The organism is Paenibacillus sp. EKM301P, from assembly GCF_011800295.1.
GTDB classification, from domain to species: domain Bacteria; phylum Bacillota; class Bacilli; order Paenibacillales; family Paenibacillaceae; genus Paenibacillus; species Paenibacillus polymyxa.
Window position 1 is genome coordinate 120,469 of record NZ_JAALFM010000002.1, and the last position, 24,171, is coordinate 144,639.

Below are 24,171 nucleotides of genomic sequence, written 5' to 3' on the forward strand. Positions count from 1 at the left end.
TTCTTTGTAACATAAATAGCAGGGCTTTGACCAAGATATAGAATCTATCAATTCAATAGGCTCAGCCTATAAGCTGATTTTTCCATCAGAGAACAAGAAAACAGGACCGGTAACACCCGATCCTGTCTATATTCATTTCATAGGCATGTATAAACTTAGGATTTATAATCTACGCGATTGCTGTAATTTTTACGCTTGTCGATCAAACCATTCAGTGCATCCACATAAGCTCGTGCACTTGCTTCCAAAATATCAGTGCTTACCCCGCGTCCCTGTACAGATATTCCGTTTTGAGTCAGCACCACATGTACTTCACCTAGAGCGTCCTTGCCATGGGTAACAGATTTGATGGAGTAATCAGAAAGTACAACACTCTCGCTGCTGGCTTGGTCAATCGCATTATAGATCGCATCGACTGAACCATTTCCTTCAGCTTCTGTCTCGATTACCTGACCTTCATCGTTAACCAGGCGCACTTGTGCGGAAGGCGTAGCCTTGTTCCCGTAAGTTACGAAAATGGTTTCCAGCTTGAAGACTTCAGGTGCATCGGCCAATTTTTCTTCCAGCAATGCCAAGATATCATCATCCGATACTTCCTTCTTCTTATCAGCCAAATCCTTAAACTGACCAAAAGCGCGATTCAGTTCTTCTTCGTTCAATTCGTAGCCCAATTCGACCAAACGCTCTCGGAAAGCATGACGCCCTGAATGCTTGCCCAGTACTAGCTTGCTCTCTTTCAGACCGATACTTTCCGGTGTCATAATTTCATAGGTCGTCTTTTCCTTCAGCATGCCGTCTTGGTGAATACCTGATTCGTGCGCAAAAGCGTTAGCACCCACGATCGCCTTGTTGCCCGGCACTACCATCCCCGTCAAACGGCTAACCAAACGGCTCGTACGTGCAATTTCAGACAGTTGCAGAGACGTTTTGGCCTGGAAAAATTCCTGTCTCGTCTCCAGTGCCATGGCGATTTCCTCAATGGCCGTGTTTCCAGCACGTTCACCAATACCGTTAATCGTTCCCTCAATCTGATCTGCACCGTTCAGGATGGCAGCAAGCGTATTAGCAGTAGCCATTCCCAAGTCATTGTGGCAATGTGCACTCAATTGAATCTTCTCCACATCAACCACATTTTGCTTGATATGTTTGAATATATTTCCGTATTCGTATGGTGTTAGGTAACCTACCGTATCTGGAATATTGACGACAGAAGCCCCTTCCTGTACAGCCATGGTGACCATTTCAACCACAAAATCAAGCTCCGTTCGCCCTGCATCCTCCAATGAAAACTCCACTTTTGGCAAATACTTCAATCCATAACGAATGGCTGCACGGGCCGTTTCCAGTACCTGTGCCTTCTCCATCCGCAGCTTATGCTGACGATGAATTGGAGAGGTTGCCAAAAAGATATGGATACACGGGTCCTGTGCTCCCTTAAGTGCCTCGCGAACCGCATCAATATCCTGTTCCCTTGCACGCGAAAGGCCAATAACAGTCGAATTTTTTACAGCTTTTGCTACTGCATTAACAGCCGCGAGATCACCCGGAGAAGCAGCTGGGAACCCAGCCTCCATACGATCGATTCCCAGCTTCTCCAACTGATGAGCGATCTCTACTTTCTCACGAGTATTCAAGTTCACGCCAGGTGACTGTTCTCCGTCTCTCAACGTTGTGTCAAATATATATATTTTGCGCAACCTAACGCACCTCCTCAGGATTTGGACCCTTAAATTACAATGCGGCTCACGCAATAAGCAGGGCCGCATTGTAATTAATATTTATAAATAATTCATGTTGTCGAGCTTATAGTACAAAAGGTTATTACTTTTTGATCCAATGCATCATTTCACGCAATTGTCCGCCCACTACTTCAATCGGATGGTTAGCTTCATTACGACGAGTAGCCGTCAGGAATGCACGTCCAGATTGATTTTCAAGGATGAAGTCACGAGCAAATTTACCTTGTTGAATGTCAGTCAATACATCCTTCATAGCTTTCTTCGTATCTTCTGTTACCACACGTGGTCCAGTTACATAATCGCCATATTCTGCTGTATTACTGATGGAATCACGCATTGTTGCCAATCCACCTTCATACATCAGGTCAACGATCAGCTTAAGCTCATGCAAGCATTCGAAGTATGCCATCTCAGGAGCATAACCTGCCTCAGTCAATGTTTCAAAGCCCGCTTTTACGAGTGCGCTCACACCGCCACACAATACCGCCTGCTCACCGAACAGGTCCGTCTCCGTTTCTTCACGGAAGGAGGTTTCAATTACGCCCGCACGTGTACAGCCAATGCCTTTTGCGTATGCAAGACCGATCTCCTTGGCTTGACCTGTTGCGTCCTGCTCAATTGCGATCAACCCCGGTACACCAAACCCTTCTACATAGGTACGACGTACCATATGTCCTGGGGATTTTGGAGCAACCAGCAATACATCGCTATCTTTAGGAGCTACGATTTGTCCAAAATGAACATTGAAACCATGGGAGAACAAAAGTGCTGCGCCTTTTTTCAGGTTAGGTTCGATTTCATTTTTGTAGACAGAAGCTTGAGTTTCATCAGGCAACAAAATTTGAACCACATCTGCACGGCTTGTTGCATCAGCTACGTTCAGAACTTCAAAACCGTCGTTTCTTGCGACATCAGCTGATTTGCCTTCACGCAAACCAATAACAACATTTACACCACTGTCACGCAAGTTTTGTGCTTGAGCATGTCCTTGGCTACCGTAACCGATAACGGCCACTGTTTTTCCTTTCAATACGCTAAGTTCTGCATCTTTTTCGTAGTACGTTGTAACTGCCATGGTTAATTTCCTCCTTTTAATTGGACCCTTCATAATGAGCGGGTAGTCCAAGAGACTTCGCCTCTGAATGGCATTTAAAAATCTCTTCGAGCACCCGCTCTTATGCGGGCGGTTCTTTAATGATGTAATGCGCTATAAGCGGTAAATCGTTAAAGCTTCATATTATGCATTGCCACGTATCATAGCTGTAACCCCGGTTCGGGTCAACTCGCGAATACCATAAGGCTTCAGCAATTCGATCATTGCATCAATTTTTTCGGTATCGCCAATGACCTGAACGATTAAGCTCGTCGTTCCAACATCAATTACAGCTGCTCTGAACGTTTCTACCACGCCCATAATTTCTGGTCGCTGGGGCGGTTCAGCCTTTACCTTAATCATTGCCAATTCCCGAGCAACCATCGGCTTGGAACTGAGATCGATGACCTTGATCACATCAACCAGCTTGTAAAGCTGCTTTTCAATCTGCTCCAGGTTGTTCTCATCTCCTACAGTCACTATGACCATACGGGATAATCCAGCTTCTTCCGATTGACCGACGGTGATGCTCTCAATGTTAAAGCCACGGCGGCCAAACAGTCCAGATACACGTTGCAAAACGCCGGGATGATCATTTACCAGTACAGCAATGGTATTTTTCGTCGTCATTTTACTCGTCCCCCATCAGCATTTGATCAATGGTCGAACCTTGCGTCACCATCGGATATACATTTTCTTCCTTGCTGACTACAAACTCGACAACGACCGGTCCGGGTGTATCAAGCGCCTCCTGCCAAGCCCGACGTGCTTCTTCCTTATTCGTAGCACGCAGTCCTTTGACACCGTATGCTTCGGCCAGTTTCACAAAATCCGGGCTTCCAGCCAGATCAATGTGACTGTACCGATTGTTATAGATCAATTCTTGCCATTGGCGAACCATTCCAAGTACCTGGTTGTTAATGATTACGATTTTGACCGGAATGTTATTGATTGCACAGATGGCTAATTCCTGCGAGCACATCTGCATACCGCCGTCTCCGTTAATCGATATTACCAATCTGTCGGGATTGGCCATCTGAGCGCCGATGGCAGAAGGGAAACCAAATCCCATCGTACCCAGTCCACCCGAGGTAACCCATGAGCGTGGCTGATTGAATTTGTAATACTGTGCTGCCCACATTTGATGTTGTCCTACGTCCGTCGTAACGATTGCTCCGCCCTTGGTCGTTTTATCCAACAATTCGATAACCCATTGTGGCTTAAGCACCGTTTCAGAATCCTTATAAGAATAAGGCTTCTCTGCCTTCCATTGCTGAATTTGCGCTCTCCATGCATCTGCCAGGTCTGCGCGTTTCGCATCCTGATTCAGTAATTCCAAAACTGCCTTCACGTCGCCTACGATTGGAATATCCGCGGCAACATTTTTTCCAATCTCCGCAGGGTCGATATCAATGTGTACGATCTTTGCTTGAGGAGCAAATCCATCCAACTTGCCAGTCACCCGATCATCAAAGCGGGCACCGATACAGATCAGTAAATCTGACTGCTGAATCGCCTGGTTGGAAGTGTATGTTCCGTGCATTCCCGGCATCCCTGTCCAGAGCTCATGTCCACTTGGGAATCCTCCCAATCCAAGCAATGTTGTCGCAATTGGAATTTCCGTTTTACGAACAAACTCGTAAAGTGCTTCATGTCCGCCGGAGTATACAACTCCACCACCTGCCAGAATGAATGGACGTTCTGCTTCGGCAACAGCTTGCGTCAGCTTGTCTAGTTGAATTTTGTTGGGCAACACTTTCGGGTTGTAACCCCGCATGGTCACAGGTTCCGTCTGTGGAACAAACAACGTCTGGGCTGCGGAGACATCCTTCGGAATATCAATCAGTACTGGTCCTTTTCTGCCTGTGTTGGCAATATGAAATGCCTCATGGATGATTCGCGGCAGATCCTCTACATCTCTCACCAGATAGCTGTGCTTCGTAATCGGCATTGTAATTCCCGTGATATCAGCTTCCTGGAAAGCATCTGTACCGATCAGGGAAGATACAACGTTGCCCGTGATGACCACCAACGGCACCGAATCCATATAAGCCGTCGCAATGCCAGTTACCAAGTTTGTTGCTCCAGGTCCGGAAGTCGCGATACAGACACCAACTTTACCGCTTGCCCGTGCATAACCATCTGCCGCATGAATAGCTCCTTGCTCGTGACGAGTGAGGACATGCTTGAAATCCTTGAAGCCGTACATGGCATCATAGATATAAAGCACCGCACCACCAGGATATCCGAAGACACAATCCACTCCCTCCAGCAAAAGGCTACGGAGTAAAATTTCCGAACCTGTAATCACTTCAGGTTTCATCCACTTTTCACGTAATTCATCGGTTGACCTAACTTCAGGAATTTGTGCACTCATTGGTCATCCTCCTTTACAAAATTTACATACAGCTGACATTTGTGAAAACAAAAAAACCTTTCATCCCTAGAACAGACTTGCTGTTACTGAGGGACGAAAGGCTGTAGCTTCCGTGGTACCACCCGTGTTTGCCCGATATTTTGCAATATCGAACCTTAGTAGGTACAGAAATCACAAAGGATCTCCATATCTGACGTCTGTAACGTAGACCGTACGATTTTCCCTAATAGGCGATTCAGCGCACCGTTAATATCATTGGGCCCAAATACTTTTCAGGAAAACAGCTCCAAGGTGAGCTCGTTAAAAAGGGATTTTGGTGAAGCTTGCAGCTAATGCCTCACTCTCTGAACAAAAGAGCCCTAATCACTTCGTCCTCTTCATTGCCGTTGTGTTCATGTCATTCTTTCAAATGTTTAGACACATTATATGTCCCCCATCTGGGATAGTCAATACCCATATTTCATAAAAATTTATGTTTCTCTTCTTAAGCACCTTTGAGTCGCACGCTTGTAAGAGGTGCCCGCATATGATAAAAAAGACCGCACAGTGAGACTTTGTACTCCTCCGAAGCCATGACATATCTTGTTAAAAGGGTAAAAAAGGAGGCCCGTTTATGATTCGCAAACGATGCGCCCAAGATGACAAAATGATCTTTCGTCTAATCGAGCAAGAGCTTGTCCCCCTATCGCATTTAAGTGCCCAGGAAATGGATCAAATACGCAAAGAATTACCCCGGCGCTTAAACCGGGGCATCACTTTTGTAGCTTGCAGACCGGATAATGCACAGGTTGTTGGCTTCATTCATGTTATGCTGCATGGAGAACTATTATACATTGATTTGATCGCAATCTCTTCGGCTCAGCAAGGTAAAAGATACGGAAAAAAGTTGCTGGAGTATGCCGAGCAATATGGCCGATTGCGACGTTGCAAGCGGGCTAAAGTGATGGTGGACGAAGACAATGTGCGAGGGATCCATTTTTATCTACGTCATCAATATCATATGCTACGATACGTGGCTCTAAGCCGATGTCACGAACTCGAAAAGTCACTGTGAAAAATATGGTTTTCGGGCTCAGGATTTTGTAAAACTAAAAAAAGTTAGGGTAAAAAGGATTGCCTACCCCGGGGTAGCCCCCGTCTGTGTACGGTCCATATTGCGGACCATATCCTGGACCTCCATAACCTGGTCCTCCATAACCTGGACCGTAGCCACCGTAGGCACCCACGTATGGAGCTGTGCCAATGGCCAGCAAATCAAAAAGCACCAGAGGAATAATCGCTTTCGTGTTTACTTTTTTCTTACGGTTTGGTTGGAGAATCAGTCTGTTACCCGAAATGCGAATCAGCTTGCCACTGACCCGAGAGCCATCCTTACGTGTAGCGAAGATGACTTTGCCGACAAGCTTCTCCACCTGCTTTCTGGTTACTGCCTGTTTCATCGTATTTCCTCCTTCTTTCTCAACGGATGGACAGATTGAACGGCTCCTTGATAGCTCACCACCACCACAAAATAGACTGGAGCTGACAGGGGCCGAGCGTCCGTCCAATCTGCATAGCACAGTCTATTCCATTCAAGCCATAAGCGTATGTTTAAATGCCTGCACAATGTAAAAAAAATCTGGTACCTGCACATGCAGATACCAGATTTTCATATACACCAATATGTGTATTTAAAAACATTAGTTGTCTATGAGTCATTAACGCTTGCTTGGATCATACAGTTGACCCAAAGCGGCCGGAGCACGTGAACGTCCAACTGCCGCTACCAGCACAATAATTGTCAGGAGATACGGCAACATAAAAATAATTTCCTGGGGAATACTTTGCGACCATGCAAACAACTGCACATAGTTGCGAATGGCTTGTGAAAAACCGAAAAACACTGCCGCTCCAAAAGCACCGAGCGGATTCCATTTACCGAAAATCATAGCCGCAATAGCAATATAGCCCTGCCCTGAAACGGTATTATGTGAGAACATATTGGTTGTAGTCAAAGTGATCGTAGCTCCACCAATCCCAGCCAACGCACCACTAATCATAACACCGATGTAACGAAGGCGATTGACTTTGATCCCCACTGTATCGGCTGCACCCGGATGCTCCCCTACTGAACGCAAACGCAAGCCAAACGGAGTTTTATACAAAGTAAAGTAGCCGATAATAACTAATAGAATAGCTAGATATGTCGTTGGATAGGCTTGGAAGAATGCTTTTCCTGCAATCGGAATATCCACAAGATAAGGAATGGATATCTCGTTAAAACCTTGAATTCGACCGGTGTCCCCATCACCCTCAAATAACAGCTTAACCATGTACAGTGTACTACCTGCTGCCAGAAAGTTAATGACAATCCCGCTGATTACCTGATCAGCCTTGAACGTAATAGAGGCTACAGCATGAATTAGCGAAACCAGAATACCGAACACCGCAGCTGACAGCACACCTACCCAAGCCGCAGAGGTGCCACCTAATCCTGCTTGCTCAGCATAAAATCCGCCCACACCTGCCGCAAACGCGCCAAACACCATAAGACCTTCCAGTCCAAGATTCGTTACACCGGATTTTTCCGAAAAAACTCCGCCAAGAGACGCAAAAATAATCGCCGTCGCAAAAACGAGCGTTGTATGGATTAATTCACCAAGTGTTAACCAACTCATTTTACAACACCTTCTCTTTCTTCCGCTTGGAGTAGAGCGGCTTCACAACCCAACGCACAATACCTTGGGCCGCAATGAAGAAAATAATCGAGCCAATAACTACCCGGATAATTTCTGGCGGTACATCCGCGCTAAAGCTCATCCCCGCAGAACCATACGTGAGCGTTCCGAACAAAACAGAACCGAGCAACACACCGAACGGATTATTCATCCCGATCAAAGACACAGCGATACCGTCAAAGCCGGTTCCTGGTGATCCTGCCATGACAGATTGATAATGGAAAACCCCCAGCACCTCAAAGGCACCAGCCAATCCGGCAAAAACACCACTAATAAACATCGCTTTTATGATATTACGATTTACATTCATACCTGCATAGCGGGATGCATCCTGATTAAATCCGACAGCGCGAAGCTCATAGCCCTGCTTTGTTTTCCACATGAAAATATAGAAAAACACTGCCGCCAGCACAGCAATAACTGTGCCCCAATGAACTCGAGCATTCCCCATCATCTGGGACAACCAGTCAATGGAAATAGAAGCGGAAGGTTGGATATCCACAGAGCGATTTTCACCTTCCATAAGTGCGAACTGATTAATTACCAAATTAGCCAAATACAGACCGATCCAGTTCATCATAATACATGTAATAACTTCGTTCACGCCTCGCTTGGCCTTCAAATAGCCAGCAATCGCAGCCCACAAGCCTCCGAAAACAGCTCCTGCGATCACAGCCAGCGGTGCATGAAGGATAGCAGGCAGCCCATGAAGTTTGATACCTACAATCGAAGCAGCTGTCATACCGACCAAAAACTGACCTTCGCCACCGATGTTAAACAACCCGGCACGGGCCGCAAAAGCAAATGCCAAGCCTGTTAAAATCAACGGTGTCATCTCACGGATCGCTTCGCCAAAATTGTAGGAATCTCCGTACACACGGCTAAACAAAGCGGAATAAGCCACAATAGGATCATACCCGCCAATCAACATCACGATAGCACCCAGAATGAGGCCTAGAATAATAGAGACCAGAGCCAGAACAAAGGAGTCTTTTGTGAATATTTTCAATAGGTTAGCCATTCTCTACTCCTTTCTTCACTGCACTTCCTGCCATCATTAGCCCCAGTTCCTGGTCATTCGTTTCTTCAGGCAGCACTTCCCCGACAATCTTACCCTCATAAATAACAGCAATTCGATCGGATACATTCATAATCTCGTCCAGCTCAAAAGAAATGAGCAGTACCGCTTTACCTTGATCCCGCTGAGCAATCAATTGTTTCTGGACAAATTCAATAGCTCCGACATCCAGCCCGCGTGTAGGCTGCGCCGCAATGAGAAGGTCTGGGTTTTTATCAATTTCACGCGCTATGATTGCCTTTTGCTGATTTCCACCAGATAGCGATCTTGCCTTGGTATGAATATCTGGTGTTCTAACATCAAACTTCTCAATAAGACTTTTTGCCTGTTTTTCTATAGCGTCCTTGTTCAAGAAGCCGTTTTTACTGTAAGGCGCCTGATAATACGTCTCCAGCACCATATTTTCACTCATGGAAAAATCGAGCACCAACCCATGCTTATGGCGATCCTCCGGTATATGTGAAACGCCTGCCTCTGAAATTTTGCGCGGTGGCTGATTTGCCAGTTCTGTTCCGAGCAAACGGATACTTCCGCTATCCACCTTGCGCAAGCCTGTCAAAGCTTCTATTAGCTCACTCTGTCCATTGCCGTCTACTCCGGCAATCCCCAAAATCTCGCCGGCCTTAACCTGCAGGTTCAATTCATTCAGAACATGAATGCCATCCTTGTTTTTAGAAATTACTTTGTTCATTTCCAGTACAGTTTGTCCTGGTTGAGCAAGCTTCTTATCCACTTTAAAGGACACACGACGGCCCACCATTTTCTCAGCCAACTCATTTGGTGTTGTTTCAGATGTTTTGACCGTGTCAATAACTTTACCTCGGCGAATAATCGTAACCGTATCTGCAATTTGCATAATTTCTTTGAGTTTATGAGTGATAAGAATAATTGATTTGCCTTCAGCTACTAAGCGCTTCATAATGTCCAGCAACTCAGAGATTTCCTGTGGTGTCAGCACCGCTGTTGGCTCATCAAAAATTAGAATATCTGCACCGCGATAAAGCGTTTTGATAATTTCCACACGCTGTTGCATACCAACAGATATATCCTCAATTTTGGCATTCGGATTTACCTGAAGTCCGTATTGTTCAGACAACCGCTGTACTTCTGCGGCAGCCTTTTTATAATTGATTTTCAGACCTTTACGTGGCTCCGACCCAAGGACAATATTTTCGGTTACGGTAAACGGCTGTACGAGCTTAAAATGCTGATGCACCATGCCGATCCCCAGATCAATTGCCTTATTTGGACTATCAATCTGTACGGGGTTCCCTCCCATTTCAATGGTCCCTTCATCCGGCTGATACAGTCCGAAAAGAATATTCATAAGCGTAGATTTGCCCGCGCCATTCTCACCCAAAAGGGCGTGAATTTCTCCTTTATGCAGCTTGATGCTGATGGAGTCGTTGGCAACGATGCCGGGGAATCGTTTTGTAATTTGCTTTAACTCAACGACGGGGGTCGCTGCATCCATGAGATCACCCTTATACACTTTATAGTATGTGCTCCAATGAGCTGATTTTGACCGTTATAATCTTATAACTCCAGACGTAAGAACAAGGCTAGTCTTATGAACCAGCCTTGTTGCCACCTTTATGTTCTTCACCTAACTTATTTCGAAGGAACTGTAATTTCGCCTTTAATGATTTTTTGCTTGTATTGTTCTACAAGATCAAGCACGTCTTTAGGAACGTTTTTCGTAGATGTATCTGCCAAACCAATTCCGTTATCCTTCAGAGCCAGTGTTTCGACACCGCCCTTAAACTTACCGTCAATTACTTCTTGGGATACGCGTTTTACTGCTTCATCTACGCGTTTTACCATCGACGTTAATGTTACTTCATCACCAAACTCAAGGGATTGGTCTTTATCTACGCCGATAACCCATACTTGCTGACCTTGCTGCTTACGTGCAAGTGCTTCGTTAAATACGCCTGTTCCTGATCCGCCAGCTGCATGGAAAATAATATCTGCACCATCGTTGTAGATCGTTGCTGCTGCAGCTTTACCTAAATCCGGCTTATCAAACGCACCCGTATAGTTCACAATCAGTTGTGCTTTTGGATTTACAGCCTTAATCCCTGCTTCAAACCCTTTTTCAAAACGTTTGATCAACGGGCTGTCTTGTCCACCCACAAAACCAATTTTGTTTGTTTTAGTAAGCTTACCAGCTACAACCCCTACCAGGAAGGAACCTTCATTTTCAGCAAATACAACCGATTTGACATTAGGCGCATCCACAACACTGTCAATGATCGCCAAATTTTTGTTCGGATTGTCTTTTGCTACTTGTCCAATCGCATTCGCCAGATTAAAACCGATACCCCAAGTCAGGTTAAAATCACCTTTAACGAATTGGTTCAGGTTAGGAATATAATCTTGGTCGGATTTACTTTGCAGGTATTTAACTTTAACGCCTGATTCTTTCTCAATAGCTTGAAGTGCCTCCCAAGCAGATTGGTTAAACGATTTGTCGTTTACTCCGCCCACATCTGTAACCATGCCAAGTTGGACATTTGATGTTTTGGCAGAACCGCCTGCTTCTCCACCATTTGCGTTGGAAGCACCTTGATTTTTGTTACCGCAGCCTGCGAGAATGACCGAGATCGCCAGCAGCATAACCAAAGACATACTAAACAATTTCTTCATGCTGATACTGTTCCCCCTTAGTGTTAGATCCCTGGACTGTCTCTTTTCTTTAGAAAATGTATTTCATTTTCATGTCATTTACTGACGAGACAGATCGTACAGAAGACTTACTTTAGAGATTATACAATTATGATCGGCTAAAATCTAGACAATTAATAACCTTGGGTCAATTTTTTTTAGAATTCTAAAAATGTAAGCGTTACAAAGTTAAAAAAACCATACATTCTATCATCATACGTCATATTTATTCGTATTTTGAAGAAAATGAAGTCTTTTTTAATGTTAAGTATGTACAAAAAAAGGCGTCCCTACACAGCGTACTGCTCGGGACACCTTTGTTACCACTTCCGTGGTTTTCACGCCTTAATTAAGCGTTGATTTTACCTTTAGCAACAGTTGCCAAAGAGTTGAATGCATTAATATCATTGACTGCAAGATCAGCCAAGATTTTACGGTTAATGTCTACACCAGCCAATTTCAGACCGTGCATCAATTTGCTGTAAGACAAACCATTCAAACGAGCTGCTGCGTTGATACGCACGATCCACAGTCTGCGGAAGTTACGTTTCGTCTGACGACGGTCACGGTATGCGTAAACAAGCGATTTCATTACCTGCTCGTTAGCTGTTTTAAAAATGCGGTGTTTGGAACCAAAATAACCTTTAGCAAGCTTCAATACTTTTTTATGACGACGACGAACGACGAATCCGCCCTTTACTCTTGCCATATCAAAAGACCTCCCAAATAATGTTTATACTTTATTTATTGCCGTGCTTATGCTATTTCAGGTTAGCAAGACCTTGTTTCAGACGTCTAACGTCCCCAGGTGCCATCTCAGGGTTAGTACCCAGAACGCGTTTTGCACGTTTGGATTTGTGGGAAAGCAAGTGGTTTCTGTAAGCTTTGTAACGCGTTACTTTACCAGTACCGGTAATTTTGAAGCGGCCTTTAAGGCTGCTATGTGTTTTCATTTTTGGCATTGAACTTCCTCCTTAATTTGTCATTGACTCTTTGGAGCCAATATCATAATCATGCTGCGTCCTTCGAGCTTGGGTTGGCGCTCCACGGTACAAAGATCAGCAACTTCCGTTTTCACACGTTCGAGAATTTTTTGCCCCACATTAGCATGGGTAATTTCGCGACCACGGAAACGAACAGAGCATTTCACCTTGTCCCCTTCATTCAGGAACTTCACCACATTGCGAAACTTGGTTTGGTAGTCATGTTCCTCGATGTTGGAACGGAACCATACCTCTTTGATGTCAACGATCTTCTGGTTTTTACGGGCTTCCTTTTCTTTCTTTTGTTGCTCATAGCGGAATTTTCCGTAATCCATAATCCGACACACGGGCGGCTTCGCTTGAGGCGCCACGTTCACGAGATCCAAGTTTGCGTCAATCGCCATTTGCAAAGCTTCACGAGTCGGTTTAATCCCGATTTGTTCCCCGTTTGCACCAACTAGACGTACTTCTCTCACTCGAATCTCATCATTGATCATATGTTCCTTACTAATAACCCTCCACCTCCAGAACCTGTTATTGTTGTATTGTGTTTAAGCACAAAAAAGGGATGACGACTATGCAGCCGACATCCCTGTCTGATACTCAATTCATCATGAAAGTTCAATTCACAAATCATTGGATCATGACCAGCCGGCAATACCGGACAGGTGAGAAGTCGGTCCTTCTACTTGTTAATCCATACTTTTCAATTAACATACTCAAATATCATATCATGTTACTACTGAGTCGTCAACACTTTTATAAAAACAGTTGAAGCCCAGCCTCTGTAGGACACAAAGTTTTACTTTATCGTCCATTAACCTTGCTTGCTCTGAACCTCTTCCAGACGAACGACACGCGTATGCTGGGTGTGGCTCCATTGCTTGTTGTTCTGTGTAAAGAACGCATAGAACGTAATCGGATACCACGAAATCAGATAGACCGGGAACAGTAGCAAGTACAAATATACTTTTTTGAACGTGACCTTTTCCAAGATCATCGCGATCAAAAAGGTAACAATATTCAGCCCCACAGCCACAAAACCGGTCCAAGCAGGGAATTGTACGTAGATATTTTCAATATTGGGTCCACCAAATAATGCAATATCTACCCACATCGCTACTGTCATCAAGAAGGTAAACAGTACGATATACACGTTCAGACCATAAAGAGCCATATCGAATTTAATCAGGCTTCTATGCTTGATACTCTGCCACAACAATGGGAAGAAATAACGACGAGCAACCGTAAAGTGACCTTGCATCCAGCGCAGACGCTGTCTGGACGAAGCTTTGAACGTCAACGGCTTCTCATCATAAACCTTGGCATCGTAATTAAATCTTGGATATACGTTGCGTTGTGTACAACGCATAGTGAATTCCAAATCCTCTACCAGACTTGTTGCACCCCAGCCCATTTCCTTGAGCAGATTTGTTTCAAAGCACATGCCTGTACCACCGAGGAAATTAGCCATATTCAGGTTGTGACGTGACAACTGCCACAAACGGTTGATGTACCAATAAGATACCCCGTATGCGGCTGTGATCCAAGAGTCCTCAGGATTCTTAGTATCAATGTATCCCTGGATAACACGGGCGCCTGAGCACAAGTCATTGTTCATTTCGCTCAAGAAATTGGTATGCGCCAAATTGTCAGCATCAAACATGACAATGGCATCATATTGACGCGGCATAGCCCATAGCTCCTTGAGCATCCACTCAATAGCATAGCCTTTACCACGCAAATTCGGATTCGTACGTTCACATGCATTCATACCGTGAGCACGAACGATGTCCGCTGTCTTATCTGTGCAGTTATCACAGATTACGAATACGTCGTACAGCTCCTTTGGATAGTCAAGCTGCTTTAGATTTTCCATCAATGCTCCGACAACTTGTTCTTCATTGTGGGCAGCGACTAAAATGGCAAATGATTTTTCTGGAGCCGCCTGCTCTTTCCTTTTCTTGCGAACCAATCCGAACAAGGAGAATGCAAACTGATAGACTGCGATCAACGCCAGTATAATCTGGAGCGTCACAAAAATAGCGTCTAACATGATCTCTTGTTACCCCCTTTTTATACCCCTTTAAAAATCTTGCGTTTGTCTGTTTTCTATCTGTGTAGCGCAAGTTGCGGCGCTTTGTGCGCCTTTTCTGTAGTTTTGACCCGACCCTTGCTTTCTTCTTTCGGCTCTGCGCAGCCCCCTTTTGGCTGACACAGGAATGCCATTACGATTTTCGTTGGTTTTCAATCTTTTGTCAAAGCCCCTAAACGGGTCTCAGCAGCAAAAAAACACGACAAATTCCCGTTTGAACCGAGAATGCGGCGCTGGACCTTTCATTCATGACGCTTAGGTCTTATTTTCATCCATTTGCTAACTTTTTATTTCTTTGGTCCCTCCTTTTTGTGGGCCAATTAGCAACCACTTCTAATCACTCTATCTTATTAGACGGATGAACGCAAAGAAAGTTATACAATACTGCTTATATTCCATTAACATTTTTGTGTAGAATTGAACCAGATAAGTGGTGATTCTTGAAATGAACAGCGTTTAAAAATATGATGAGAGCAAGAGAATAATTACTTAGATCTGATTCTGTCAAATTGATTCAAAATATTTGCCGACAGACCTGAACCGGCAACCGGAGGAAACCAAATGCAACGTCTAGTCGTAAAACTTGTAAATCTGGAGCAGCGATTGTTCAAATGGATCAACGGGCGCTTACACAACCGTTTTTTGAACTTTTGGCTGTACTATCTCACACATTTAGGCGGCGCTACCTTTACTATAGCCTCTACGCTTCTTATCTGGTGGCTCGCTCCGTATCCATGGAAAGATTCCGGCATGAAAGGAGCTATCGCTCTTGCGGTCAGTCACATCCCCGTGGCTATCGTTAAAAAGCTGTATCCGCGGATACGTCCGTACTTGGCGCTACCAGGCACGAATACATTTCGCAATCCCCTGTCGGATCATTCTTTTCCCTCAGGACACACGACCGCAATTTTTTCGGCTACCGTTCCTTTTATGCTGCAGTCACCCATGCTAGCACTGTTGCTGTTGCCAGTAGCGATAATTGTAGGTTTTTCTCGAATTTATCTGGGGCTTCACTATCCCACGGATGTACTTGCAGGAGCAGTCATCGGAACGTCTGCAGCAATAGGAACGGTTGCATTCTGGCCTTAAAGCCGATATGGTATGATTGAGAACATCCCAGCAGGAACAGGTGAAATGAGAGTGGCTAAAAAACGAGTGTTATTATTATCGGAAGGTTTCGGTGCCGGACATACTCAAGCTGCCTACGCGCTCTCAAGCAGCTTGCGGAAGCTTTCTCCGGATGTGCAGACAAGAGTGCTGGAGCTGGGGAGCTTTTTGAATCCGAGAATGGCCCCGCTCATTATTACAGCATACAAGAAGACTGTTGTATCGCAGCCTCGCCTAGTCGGATTGGTTTACCGTCATCAATACAAAAAATCATTAAACCGTCTTACAACGCTCGCTTTGCACCGTCTGTTCTACACACAGACCCGAAATATTCTTCGGCAGCTTCGTCCCGATTTGGTGGTATGTACTCACCCCATCCCAAGCGCGGTCATTTCACGTTTGAAGCGCTTAGGTCTACATGTCCCGCTGTGTACCGTCATAACAGACTACGATGCACATGGAACATGGATTAGTCCTGAGGTTGACCGGTACTTTGTATCTACGCCTGAAGTCATGCGTAAGCTGCGCGCGCGTGGAGTACCCGTATCAAAAATCCAGGTGACCGGCATTCCGGTGCATCCCAATTTTTGGGAACATCCAGGGCACGATGAAATCAGAGAACAATTTGGACTTAAACCCATCCCGACAGTACTTGTTATGGGCGGCGGCTGGGGCCTGATGAATGACGAATTTATACATCGTTCACTTACCGATTGGAGAGAAAAGATTCAATTTATTTTTTGTTTGGGGCATAATGATAAAATTCGTCGTAAAATGGAGCTAGATCCCCGGTTTAATCATCCAAATATTCATATTTTCGGATTCACACGGGAAATCGACAAATTAATGGAAGTATCGAATCTGCTCATTACCAAACCCGGTGGAATGACCTGCACCGAGGGGTTGGCCAAAGGGATTCCGATGCTGTTTCACAAGCCTCTCCCTGGACAGGAGGAGGAAAATTGTCAGTATTTTACGGCTCAAGGCTTCGGAGAACCGATTACTTCGCTGGATGTTGTCGTTAAATGGATGAACCGGCTGCTATACGATTTTCCAGAAATCGTTCGCAAGCGACAGGAGCACATTCATAATATAGCGCGATATTATCCTCTTCAGAGCGCACAGAGTATTTTGGATATACTGGAACCGAACAGGGTGCTTTCCTAAAAGGAAGCACCCTGTCTTGTTTACTTTATTTATTTTGTCTGCTTTTACTTTCCGTATTTTTCAAGCCGTGTTTTTCCGTACTCTTCCAAAGCGTCTTTACCAATCAGCACCTCGACGCGATGAATATTCATACCTTTACCCATGAACTTTTGTTCATATTCCGTCATGACATGCTCCTCATTGATTCCATCACGATGAAGGTTTAACGAAATATTCGTCATTTGCAGACCGCTGTCAGCGAATGAATTCAGAGAAAACTCAAACAATGTCTCCGAATCCGTCTTAAAATGAATTTGTCCTCTGCTATTCAAAAGCTGACGATACTTGTCCAAAAAACGCGGATGCGTCAAACGACGGCGAGCATGCTTGGCTTTAGGCCAGGGATCGCTAAAATTCAGATAAATGCGTTCTACTTCCCCTGGTTCGAAAACATTCTCGATCTGTTCGATGTTTGCCAGTGCCAATTTGATATTGGGCGGTGTAACAACCTCTGAATCACTCCAGGCCAGGCGGGACTTTTCCGTAGCACGGCGAACCAGCTCATCATACATATCAAAGCCGATATAGTTAACCTCTGGATTTCGGTAGCTCATTTGGCTTATAAATTGCCCTTTACCCATACCAAATTCCACATGAATGGGGCGATCATTACCAAAAAGCTGCTGCCAATTCCCCTTATACTGTGATGGCTCCAAGATGACCAGATCTTGCTGTTCTTCCAGACTTTCACGTATTCCTTTTCTTCCGCGTAAACGCATGTTACTCCTCCATATGCTCTGTTATCAAGGAAAAAGGAATTCCACCCCCGCTTGAAGATACGGAAATGAAATTCCTTTTTCAATATATTTGGATTGGGGTCCAACTAGTTTAATTGTTCATAGTCTACCCCATCAGCAGGTGAAAAATCAATTGTCTTTTGGCAAGCGGCTCTGATTTTTTGACGTGCAGCCGTTCCAATCTGACGATCCTGCCCAAAACGGACACCAGTCAATGCTAACGCCTCATCAAAGGTTAACTCAACAGTAACTTTATCCATACGCGTCTTATCCTGCGTATTCATAAAAGATCACCTCACGGGTTATTTGTGATGGAACCGACGTGCACTTCCCCTAAAGCAGGCGATAGAAACAGCATAGCTGCCTCCCTGAAGAATAATCATTAGCAGCTGATAACTTTTTATCTTCAGGATTAAAAACAGTCCTTTTATCATATGTCTGGTACCGCTTACAATATAACATATTGTGTAACCTTTTTCAATCCGGAAAGCGATAAAATCCGCACTTTTTAATGACTTTCTTGGTCAAGTGATTCCCATTTAAGATTGAATTTTGTTACAATAGGGTGATCGTAAAAAAAGGAGTCCTCCCATGAAAACAGATTTGTTGCCTGCTCCTCTCCTGTGGGGAGATAAACGGTTCCATACATGGAATTACGAAATGCGCGAGCAATTTCAAAATAAAGTGTTTAAAGTCATGCTGGATGCGGGTTTTACTTGTCCAAATCGCGATGGATCCATTGCCAAAGGGGGTTGTACCTTTTGTAGTGCACGCGGCTCAGGTGATTTTGCCGGACGTCGCCGCGATGATTTGGTCACCCAGTTCAATACGATTCGGGATCGCCAGCATTTAAAATGGCCCAATGCTAAATATATTGGCTATTTTCAAGCCTACACCAATACGTATGCCCCGGTTGAGGAACTACGAGAATATTTCGAGGTTATTTTGGAACAGCCCGGTGTTGTCGGTCTGTCCATCGCTACACGTCCCGATTGCCTGCCTGATGATGTAGTCGATTATCTAGCCGAGCTGAACGAACGCACGTACCTGTGGGTCGAAATGGGCCTGCAAACTGTCCATGAATCGACCTCTGAGCTGATTAATCGTGCTCATGATACTCAGTGCTATCTGGATGCTGTAGAAAAGCTACGTAAGCGGAATATCCGTGTGTGCGCCCATATCATTTATGGTCTACCGCAGGAGACGCATGAAATGATGCTCGATACAGGACGTGCAGTAGCTGCTATGGATGTGCAGGGCATCAAAATCCATCTCCTGCATCTCATGCGTAAAACGCCAATGGTCAAGCAGTACGAAGCCGGATTGCTACGCTTTCTGGAAAAGGACGAGTACATTAAGCTCATTGTAGATACCCTGGAGTTTTTACCCCCTGAAATGATCGTTCATCGGTTGACCGGAGATGCACCACGTGATTTACTGATGGGGCCTATGTGGTCGCTTAAAAAATGGGAAGTGCTTAACGGCATTGATAATGAACTAAAATCACGTGAAACGTGGCAAGGAAAATACTGGAGGAAATCTTAAATGGGATTCCTGTCTGTTCTGAGCTATGCTCATCAATTAGTAGCTGCGCGGGTGCAGCCAGGCGATACTGCTATAGACGCCACTGTCGGCACAGGAGCCGATACGTTGTTTCTGGCTAAAGCTGCTGGCAAACGGGGCCGCGTCTATGGGTTCGATATCCAGCAGGCAGCTTTGGATTACGCTCGTCGTCGGCTAGAAGAAGATTCTTCCTCTTCATTAGCAGAAGTATCACTATTGCTGCAAGGCCATGAGCAAATGCGGGAGGCCGTTCCAGATCTGCTGCATGGTAAAGTGGCTGCTGTCATGTTTAACCTCGGCTACTTGCCGTCCGAAGGCGCCGATCTTACGGTTATCACACATACAGACAGCACGCTCGTCGCACTTGAAGCTGCCTTGCATTTGCTGCGCCCGCGCGGTATTTTGACTGCCGTATTATATCCAGGACACGCCGGAGGCAGGGAAGAAGCGGAAGCGGTCCTTCAATGGGCTTCTGCCCTCCCAGTCTCCAGCGGTCAAAGCATTATTTACCGTCAATTACAACGAGACGCTTCGCCTTACGTAGTCGCGGTTGAAAAGAAATAATGTCGGGTTGTTAAACTCGCATATTTGGTAATGAGCGACTTTCTTAGCCGCCTTACATATATTTTTAGCGCCATATGGGTCTATTCATCCTGGTCTATTGCCCAGCGGCACGTTTTGATTGCCTGATTCTGTTAGATCGTACTCATTACTCATTATGGAGGAGAGAAATCATGCTAAAGCCATACCCGCTGCAATTTCAACCTGAGTTCAAAGAGAGAGTTTGGGGAGGACGAGCCTTAGAACAATTTGGTCTGACCCCACCAGAAGGACATATTGGTGAAGGATGGATGATTGCCGATCATCCAAATGGAACAACAACGGTTATCAATGGCGAGCTGGCTGGAAAAGGACTGGATGAAATCCGCCAGACCTACGGACAGGATTGGCTTGGCGCAAAGGGCGTATCGAAAAAAGGCGGACGTTTTCCACTTTTGATCAAGCTACTGGATTGCAACGATGACTTATCCGTTCAGGTGCATCCGACGGATGATTACGCTGGACTTCCAGCAGGAGAATTAGGAAAAACCGAAATGTGGTACGTGCTTGATGCCAAGCCGGATGCCAAAATTATTTATGGTCTGACCGAAGGTGTAACCCGTGAAAGTCTGCGTACAGCTCTTGAAAGCGGAGATATCATGGGCAGTTTGCGTCAGGTTCCAGTTGAAGCAGGCGATACATTCTTCATCCCCGCTGGAACCGTGCATGCACTGTGTGCAGGTGTTGTGGTTGCTGAAATTCAGCAAAATTCGGATACAACCTATCGCTTATATGACTACAATCGCCCCGGTCTGGACGGCAAACCTCGTGAGTTGCACATCGAGGACTCCCTTAATGTAACTTCTTACGAAGGTGCAGGCGCAACAACGATGAAAACGGACGGCTTGCAGCCTGGAGAATGGCTCCAACTGGCATCCTGTGAGTATTTTGTTGTGGAAAAGGGTATCGTAGAGGGAAGTTGGACACTTTCTACAACGGAAGACAGCTTCACTATCCTTGTGATTTGCGAAGGCAGTGGAACCATAACATGGGACAATAATACGGAGTCTCTTTCCTGTAAAGCTGGAGATTGCTTCCTGCTCCCCGCTAATCTGGGCGGTTACACGCTGAATGACGGAATGACCGTACTTAGATCTTATCTTCCTTAAAGCTTAAAGGATGTGATGTCTAATCATGCGGGAATACACCTTCACCATCGCTGAAGATGACGGAACAGAGCTTTTTGCTTACCGATGGCTACCCGAGCAGAATATTCCCGTCAAGGGGATCGTTCAAATTTCGCATGGCATGTGTGAGACGTCCTACCGCTACCTTCGGCTGGCCGAAAAACTTACCGCTTCTGGCTACGTTGTGTATGCCAACGATCATATCGGCCACGGACGCACAGCTGGTGATCCTGATAAGCTCGGTATGCCGGGAGCCAATGCATTCAATCGAATGGCAAAAGGCATGCTGGAGCTAGGCGAAATTGCGGCCAAGGAATTCCCTGATCAATCTCGTTTTTTACTGGGTCACAGCATGGGGTCCTTTTTAACCCAGAAAATTATGTATGATGATCAGCAGTCGTATCACGGGTTTATTTTATCAGGGACCAACGGACGACGTAGTCTGCTGAAACTCGGAGAGCAGGTTGCCCTGCTGCAAGCCAAACTGCAAGGAATGGATCATCGCAGCATGCTGCTCAACGCTATGGTCTTTGGCGGCTTTAACCGAGCCTTTCGTCCGGTGCGTACAGCGTTCGACTGGCTGTCCCGTGATCCCGAGGAAGTAGATCAGTTCGTGCACGACCCATTATGCGGAGCTATTTGCACGACAGGCTTTTTCCTCGATTTTTTCAGGCTTTTACAAGAAATCCACTGGCCTTCCTCGCTGCAAAACATTAATCCAAAACTGCCCGTTTATATTTTTGCCGGGGATCGTGATCCGGTGGGCTTGTTTGGAAAAGGTGTGTTGTCGCTAGTGGATATGTATCGAAGCCTGAAGCTTCAAGACGTGGAGTATCGCCTTTATCCTGACGGTCGCCATGAGATGTTGCATGAAACCAATCGTAACGAGGTAATGAGTGACATCGTGGACTGGCTCGACCGTCATATTAACACAGGAGCAACCTCTGTTTCCGTTTTGTCTGGAGCCTCCGAAGCGCCCTCTTTATCAGCTTCGCCCAAGTCATCATCCTAGTGAGGAATAAGCAAAAGAAACCTTTAAAGCACGATAAAAGTGGCTTTAAAGGTTTCTTTTGTATTCCTTTATATTTCATCAGGACATCATTTTTGAGTTAATTACCATGTATTTCGTTCTTTCAGGGAAGTAATATGAGCTATGTGATGTTTGCCATGCCAGGCATAGATGCCAATGTTTCGTTCCAGGCGGATCGTCTGGCCCGATTCAGGATGAATAAATGTTCGGTGTAGCTGATCTTCCCCTAACGAGCGTAACATGGTCACCCATCGTGCATGCAGTCCTTCCAGCAATTGCAACGAAGGTTCCAGTGGAAGCTCTCTGGCATCTGGTATTTCAGCCCAACGCCCTTCATCATAGGGTTTGATTGTCGGTGTATCCTCGGTCAGCGCCAGCTTAAAACGGATATAACTGTTCATATGGCTGTCTGCCAAATGATGAACAACCTGTCGAATTGTCCATCCTCCTTCGCGATAAGGCGTATTTAGCTGCTGCTCATTCAGTCCTTCAACCGCCTGACGCAGTTGTCCAGGCAATTCAGCAATGTCGTCGATCCATGTGATCAGCTGTTCTTCTGTAATGATATCTGGAACCACGAACGGTCCAATCGGGTAGCGCAAGTCTTTGTCCAAAACAGTTCCCGCCCTTCTCTATATCTGAATGTCTGCAATGCCTATAGCCTTATGTTAGTACTATGCAGGAAAAAAAGCAGACCCGCAAGAGTCTGCTTTTGTCATGCACGTACAGAGGAAATACACTCGCCTAATTTATTTTTATCCTTCCAGCAACAATGATTCGGGATCTTCCAGCAATTCTTTGACCGTTACCAGGAACCGGACCGCCTCGCTGCCATCAATAATACGGTGGTCATAGGACAAGGCGATATACATCATTGGACGATTTTCCATGCGTTCCTCGTCGATGGCAATCGGGCGAAGTTGGATTTTATGCATTCCCAAAATACCCACTTGCGGTGTATTCAGAATTGGCGTAGACAGCAGGGAACCGAAAATACCTCCATTGGTTATGGTAAAGGTTCCTCCTTGCAAGTCTGCCAGAGAAAGTGAATTGGAACGAGCTTTGCTAGCCAAATCGGCAATGCTCTTCTCAATTTCAGCAAAACCCAGACGATCCGCATCCCGGACAACGGGAACGACCAAACCTTCCTTAGCAGATACAGCAATCCCAATATCATAGTATTTTTTCAGTACGATATCATCGCCATTGATTTCTGCATTCACAGTAGGGAAGCGCTTGAGCGCGCCAACCACTGCCTTCGTAAAGAAGGACATAAAACCCAACCCTACATCGTGTTTCTCCTTAAACTTATCTTTACGGCGTTTACGCACATCAAGAATGGCGGTCATATCCACTTCATTAAAAGTAGTAAGCATGGCGGCTGTTTGCTGTGCTTCAACAAGACGCTTGGCAATCGTCGCTCTCCGACGGGACATCCGCTGCCGCTCTACAGGCTTGCTGTACTCTGTTTGAGCTGGAGACGGTGACACAGGCTTGCTGGCAACGGGAGGCGCAGGTACAGATGCTGTACGTGATACTTCAGCACCATTATGCGTTTTTACGTCCTCCTGGAACACACGTCCAAGCGGGTCCTTTCCCTGTACCTGCTCCAGATTAATCCCGCGCTCACGCGCCAGCTTCCGGGCGGATGGTGATGCCGTCTGACCATTTCCGTCACTATTGGAGGGAACTGGCGGCGCAGACTTTTCTACTGCCTTACCGCTGCTTTCTACGGAAGTTGGTGAAGTTGCTACGGACGGCGCTTCAGGCGCTTGGGTCGCTGCGGCTTCTCCGGCACCGGTTGCTTCCGCGCCACTGCCGCTTCCGATCAAGCCAACAGCTTCACCGATAACCACAGTATCCCCCTCCTGACGAAGGATTTTCTGAACCACACCTGCTTCTTCCGCACTAATTTCCAGATTAACCTTATCCGTTTCCAGCTCCAGTAGAACATCTCCCTGTCCTACGGAATCTCCTTCCTTCACAAGCCATTTGGAGATTGTCCCTTCCGTGATGGATTCTCCCATTGCTGGCACTATAATGTCGCTCACA

The 24,171-nt window shown here is 45.7% G+C and carries 24 protein-coding genes; 7 read left to right on the top strand and 17 right to left on the bottom strand.

Annotated features, from left to right (window positions below):
* Window positions 1-155 precede the first annotated feature (155 nt).
* The 4 genes from HFD99_RS05960 to ilvB all read right to left on the bottom strand — a co-directional run bounded on the left by HFD99_RS05960 (window position 156) and on the right by ilvB (window position 5,209).
* The gene (locus HFD99_RS05960) at window positions 156-1,697 is read right to left on the bottom strand and encodes a 2-isopropylmalate synthase (protein WP_107733937.1); all 1,542 of its coding nucleotides are present in this window, start codon (window positions 1,695-1,697) and stop codon (window positions 156-158) included.
* Window positions 1,698-1,821: 124 nt separating this feature from the next.
* The gene (gene ilvC, locus HFD99_RS05965; RefSeq protein WP_013309387.1) at window positions 1,822-2,814 is read right to left on the bottom strand and encodes a ketol-acid reductoisomerase; all 993 of its coding nucleotides are present in this window, start codon (window positions 2,812-2,814) and stop codon (window positions 1,822-1,824) included.
* A 162-nt stretch (window positions 2,815-2,976) separates the two neighbouring features.
* Window positions 2,977-3,462 (bottom strand): acetolactate synthase small subunit, encoded by a 486-nt coding sequence (gene ilvN, locus HFD99_RS05970; protein WP_016820552.1) that lies wholly within the window; start codon window positions 3,460-3,462, stop codon window positions 2,977-2,979.
* A 1-nt stretch (window position 3,463) separates the two neighbouring features.
* On the bottom strand, window positions 3,464-5,209 hold the full coding sequence (ilvB, locus tag HFD99_RS05975) for a biosynthetic-type acetolactate synthase large subunit (RefSeq protein WP_123796953.1): 1,746 nt from the start codon (window positions 5,207-5,209) through the stop codon (window positions 3,464-3,466).
* A 613-nt stretch (window positions 5,210-5,822) separates the two neighbouring features.
* Here ilvB and HFD99_RS05980 point away from each other — a divergent pair.
* Window positions 5,823-6,263, top strand: coding sequence for a GNAT family N-acetyltransferase (locus HFD99_RS05980; protein WP_016820557.1), 441 nt, complete (start codon window positions 5,823-5,825; stop codon window positions 6,261-6,263).
* A gap of 34 nt (window positions 6,264-6,297) precedes the next feature.
* Here HFD99_RS05980 and HFD99_RS05985 read toward each other — a convergent pair whose 3' ends face one another.
* The 9 genes from HFD99_RS05985 to HFD99_RS06025 all read right to left on the bottom strand — a co-directional run bounded on the left by HFD99_RS05985 (window position 6,298) and on the right by HFD99_RS06025 (window position 14,710).
* A complete protein-coding gene (locus HFD99_RS05985; protein WP_017426630.1) occupies window positions 6,298-6,648 on the bottom strand; it encodes a hypothetical protein in 351 nt (116 codons plus the stop codon).
* A gap of 258 nt (window positions 6,649-6,906) precedes the next feature.
* Entirely contained in the window at window positions 6,907-7,866 is a 960-nt protein-coding gene (locus HFD99_RS05990; RefSeq protein WP_010349245.1) for an ABC transporter permease, read from the bottom strand.
* A 1-nt stretch (window position 7,867) separates the two neighbouring features.
* Window positions 7,868-8,947: an ABC transporter permease gene (locus tag HFD99_RS05995; RefSeq protein WP_016820564.1), complete on the bottom strand. Its 1,080-nt coding sequence runs from the start codon at window positions 8,945-8,947 to the stop codon at window positions 7,868-7,870.
* Window positions 8,940-10,478 (bottom strand): ABC transporter ATP-binding protein, encoded by a 1,539-nt coding sequence (locus HFD99_RS06000; RefSeq protein WP_025364391.1) that lies wholly within the window; start codon window positions 10,476-10,478, stop codon window positions 8,940-8,942. Before HFD99_RS06000 ends, HFD99_RS05995 begins: the two co-directional genes overlap by 8 nt.
* A gap of 137 nt (window positions 10,479-10,615) precedes the next feature.
* A complete protein-coding gene (locus HFD99_RS06005) occupies window positions 10,616-11,653 on the bottom strand; it encodes a BMP family lipoprotein (RefSeq protein ID WP_016820568.1) in 1,038 nt (345 codons plus the stop codon).
* A 367-nt stretch (window positions 11,654-12,020) separates the two neighbouring features.
* A complete protein-coding gene (gene rplT / locus HFD99_RS06010; RefSeq protein ID WP_007429517.1) occupies window positions 12,021-12,380 on the bottom strand; it encodes a 50S ribosomal protein L20 in 360 nt (119 codons plus the stop codon).
* 52 nt (window positions 12,381-12,432) lie between these two features.
* A complete protein-coding gene (rpmI, locus tag HFD99_RS06015) occupies window positions 12,433-12,633 on the bottom strand; it encodes a 50S ribosomal protein L35 (RefSeq protein WP_007429516.1) in 201 nt (66 codons plus the stop codon).
* A 20-nt stretch (window positions 12,634-12,653) separates the two neighbouring features.
* Complete coding sequence (gene infC, locus HFD99_RS06020) at window positions 12,654-13,151, bottom strand: translation initiation factor IF-3 (protein ID WP_007429515.1); 498 nt, start codon at window positions 13,149-13,151, stop codon at window positions 12,654-12,656.
* A 320-nt stretch (window positions 13,152-13,471) separates the two neighbouring features.
* Window positions 13,472-14,710 (bottom strand): glycosyltransferase family 2 protein, encoded by a 1,239-nt coding sequence (locus HFD99_RS06025; protein WP_017426627.1) that lies wholly within the window; start codon window positions 14,708-14,710, stop codon window positions 13,472-13,474.
* A gap of 600 nt (window positions 14,711-15,310) precedes the next feature.
* On the opposite strand from HFD99_RS06025, the gene HFD99_RS06030 reads away from it, so the two are divergent.
* The gene (locus HFD99_RS06030) at window positions 15,311-15,838 is read left to right on the top strand and encodes a phosphatase PAP2 family protein (protein ID WP_013370069.1); all 528 of its coding nucleotides are present in this window, start codon (window positions 15,311-15,313) and stop codon (window positions 15,836-15,838) included.
* A gap of 51 nt (window positions 15,839-15,889) precedes the next feature.
* Window positions 15,890-17,023: an MGDG synthase family glycosyltransferase gene (locus HFD99_RS06035; protein ID WP_404925993.1), complete on the top strand. Its 1,134-nt coding sequence runs from the start codon at window positions 15,890-15,892 to the stop codon at window positions 17,021-17,023.
* Between the two features lie 44 nt (window positions 17,024-17,067).
* On the opposite strand, the gene trmB is transcribed toward HFD99_RS06035, so the two are convergent.
* Together trmB and HFD99_RS06045 are read right to left on the bottom strand one after the other, a co-directional pair.
* Complete coding sequence (gene trmB, locus HFD99_RS06040; RefSeq protein WP_016820575.1) at window positions 17,068-17,781, bottom strand: tRNA (guanosine(46)-N7)-methyltransferase TrmB; 714 nt, start codon at window positions 17,779-17,781, stop codon at window positions 17,068-17,070.
* Window positions 17,782-17,885: 104 nt separating this feature from the next.
* Window positions 17,886-18,083: a hypothetical protein gene (locus HFD99_RS06045; RefSeq protein WP_013370066.1), complete on the bottom strand. Its 198-nt coding sequence runs from the start codon at window positions 18,081-18,083 to the stop codon at window positions 17,886-17,888.
* A gap of 307 nt (window positions 18,084-18,390) precedes the next feature.
* Here HFD99_RS06045 and HFD99_RS06050 point away from each other — a divergent pair, with 307 nt between their 5' ends.
* From HFD99_RS06050 to HFD99_RS06065, 4 genes are all read left to right on the top strand, one after another.
* Entirely contained in the window at window positions 18,391-19,344 is a 954-nt protein-coding gene (locus HFD99_RS06050) for a TIGR01212 family radical SAM protein (protein ID WP_013370065.1), read from the top strand.
* Window positions 19,345-19,926 (top strand): class I SAM-dependent methyltransferase, encoded by a 582-nt coding sequence (locus HFD99_RS06055; protein WP_044785870.1) that lies wholly within the window; start codon window positions 19,345-19,347, stop codon window positions 19,924-19,926. It abuts the gene before it with no gap.
* A 170-nt stretch (window positions 19,927-20,096) separates the two neighbouring features.
* Complete coding sequence (locus HFD99_RS06060) at window positions 20,097-21,071, top strand: type I phosphomannose isomerase catalytic subunit (protein WP_019686638.1); 975 nt, start codon at window positions 20,097-20,099, stop codon at window positions 21,069-21,071.
* Between the two features lie 25 nt (window positions 21,072-21,096).
* Entirely contained in the window at window positions 21,097-22,101 is a 1,005-nt protein-coding gene (locus HFD99_RS06065; protein ID WP_123796952.1) for an alpha/beta fold hydrolase, read from the top strand.
* Window positions 22,102-22,202: 101 nt separating this feature from the next.
* Here HFD99_RS06065 and HFD99_RS06070 read toward each other — a convergent pair whose 3' ends face one another.
* Together HFD99_RS06070 and odhB are read right to left on the bottom strand one after the other, a co-directional pair.
* Window positions 22,203-22,733 (bottom strand): YfiT family bacillithiol transferase, encoded by a 531-nt coding sequence (locus HFD99_RS06070; protein ID WP_123796951.1) that lies wholly within the window; start codon window positions 22,731-22,733, stop codon window positions 22,203-22,205.
* 141 nt (window positions 22,734-22,874) lie between these two features.
* On the bottom strand, window positions 22,875-24,170 hold the full coding sequence (gene odhB, locus HFD99_RS06075) for a 2-oxoglutarate dehydrogenase complex dihydrolipoyllysine-residue succinyltransferase (protein WP_017426623.1): 1,296 nt from the start codon (window positions 24,168-24,170) through the stop codon (window positions 22,875-22,877).
* Window position 24,171 lies beyond the last annotated feature (1 nt).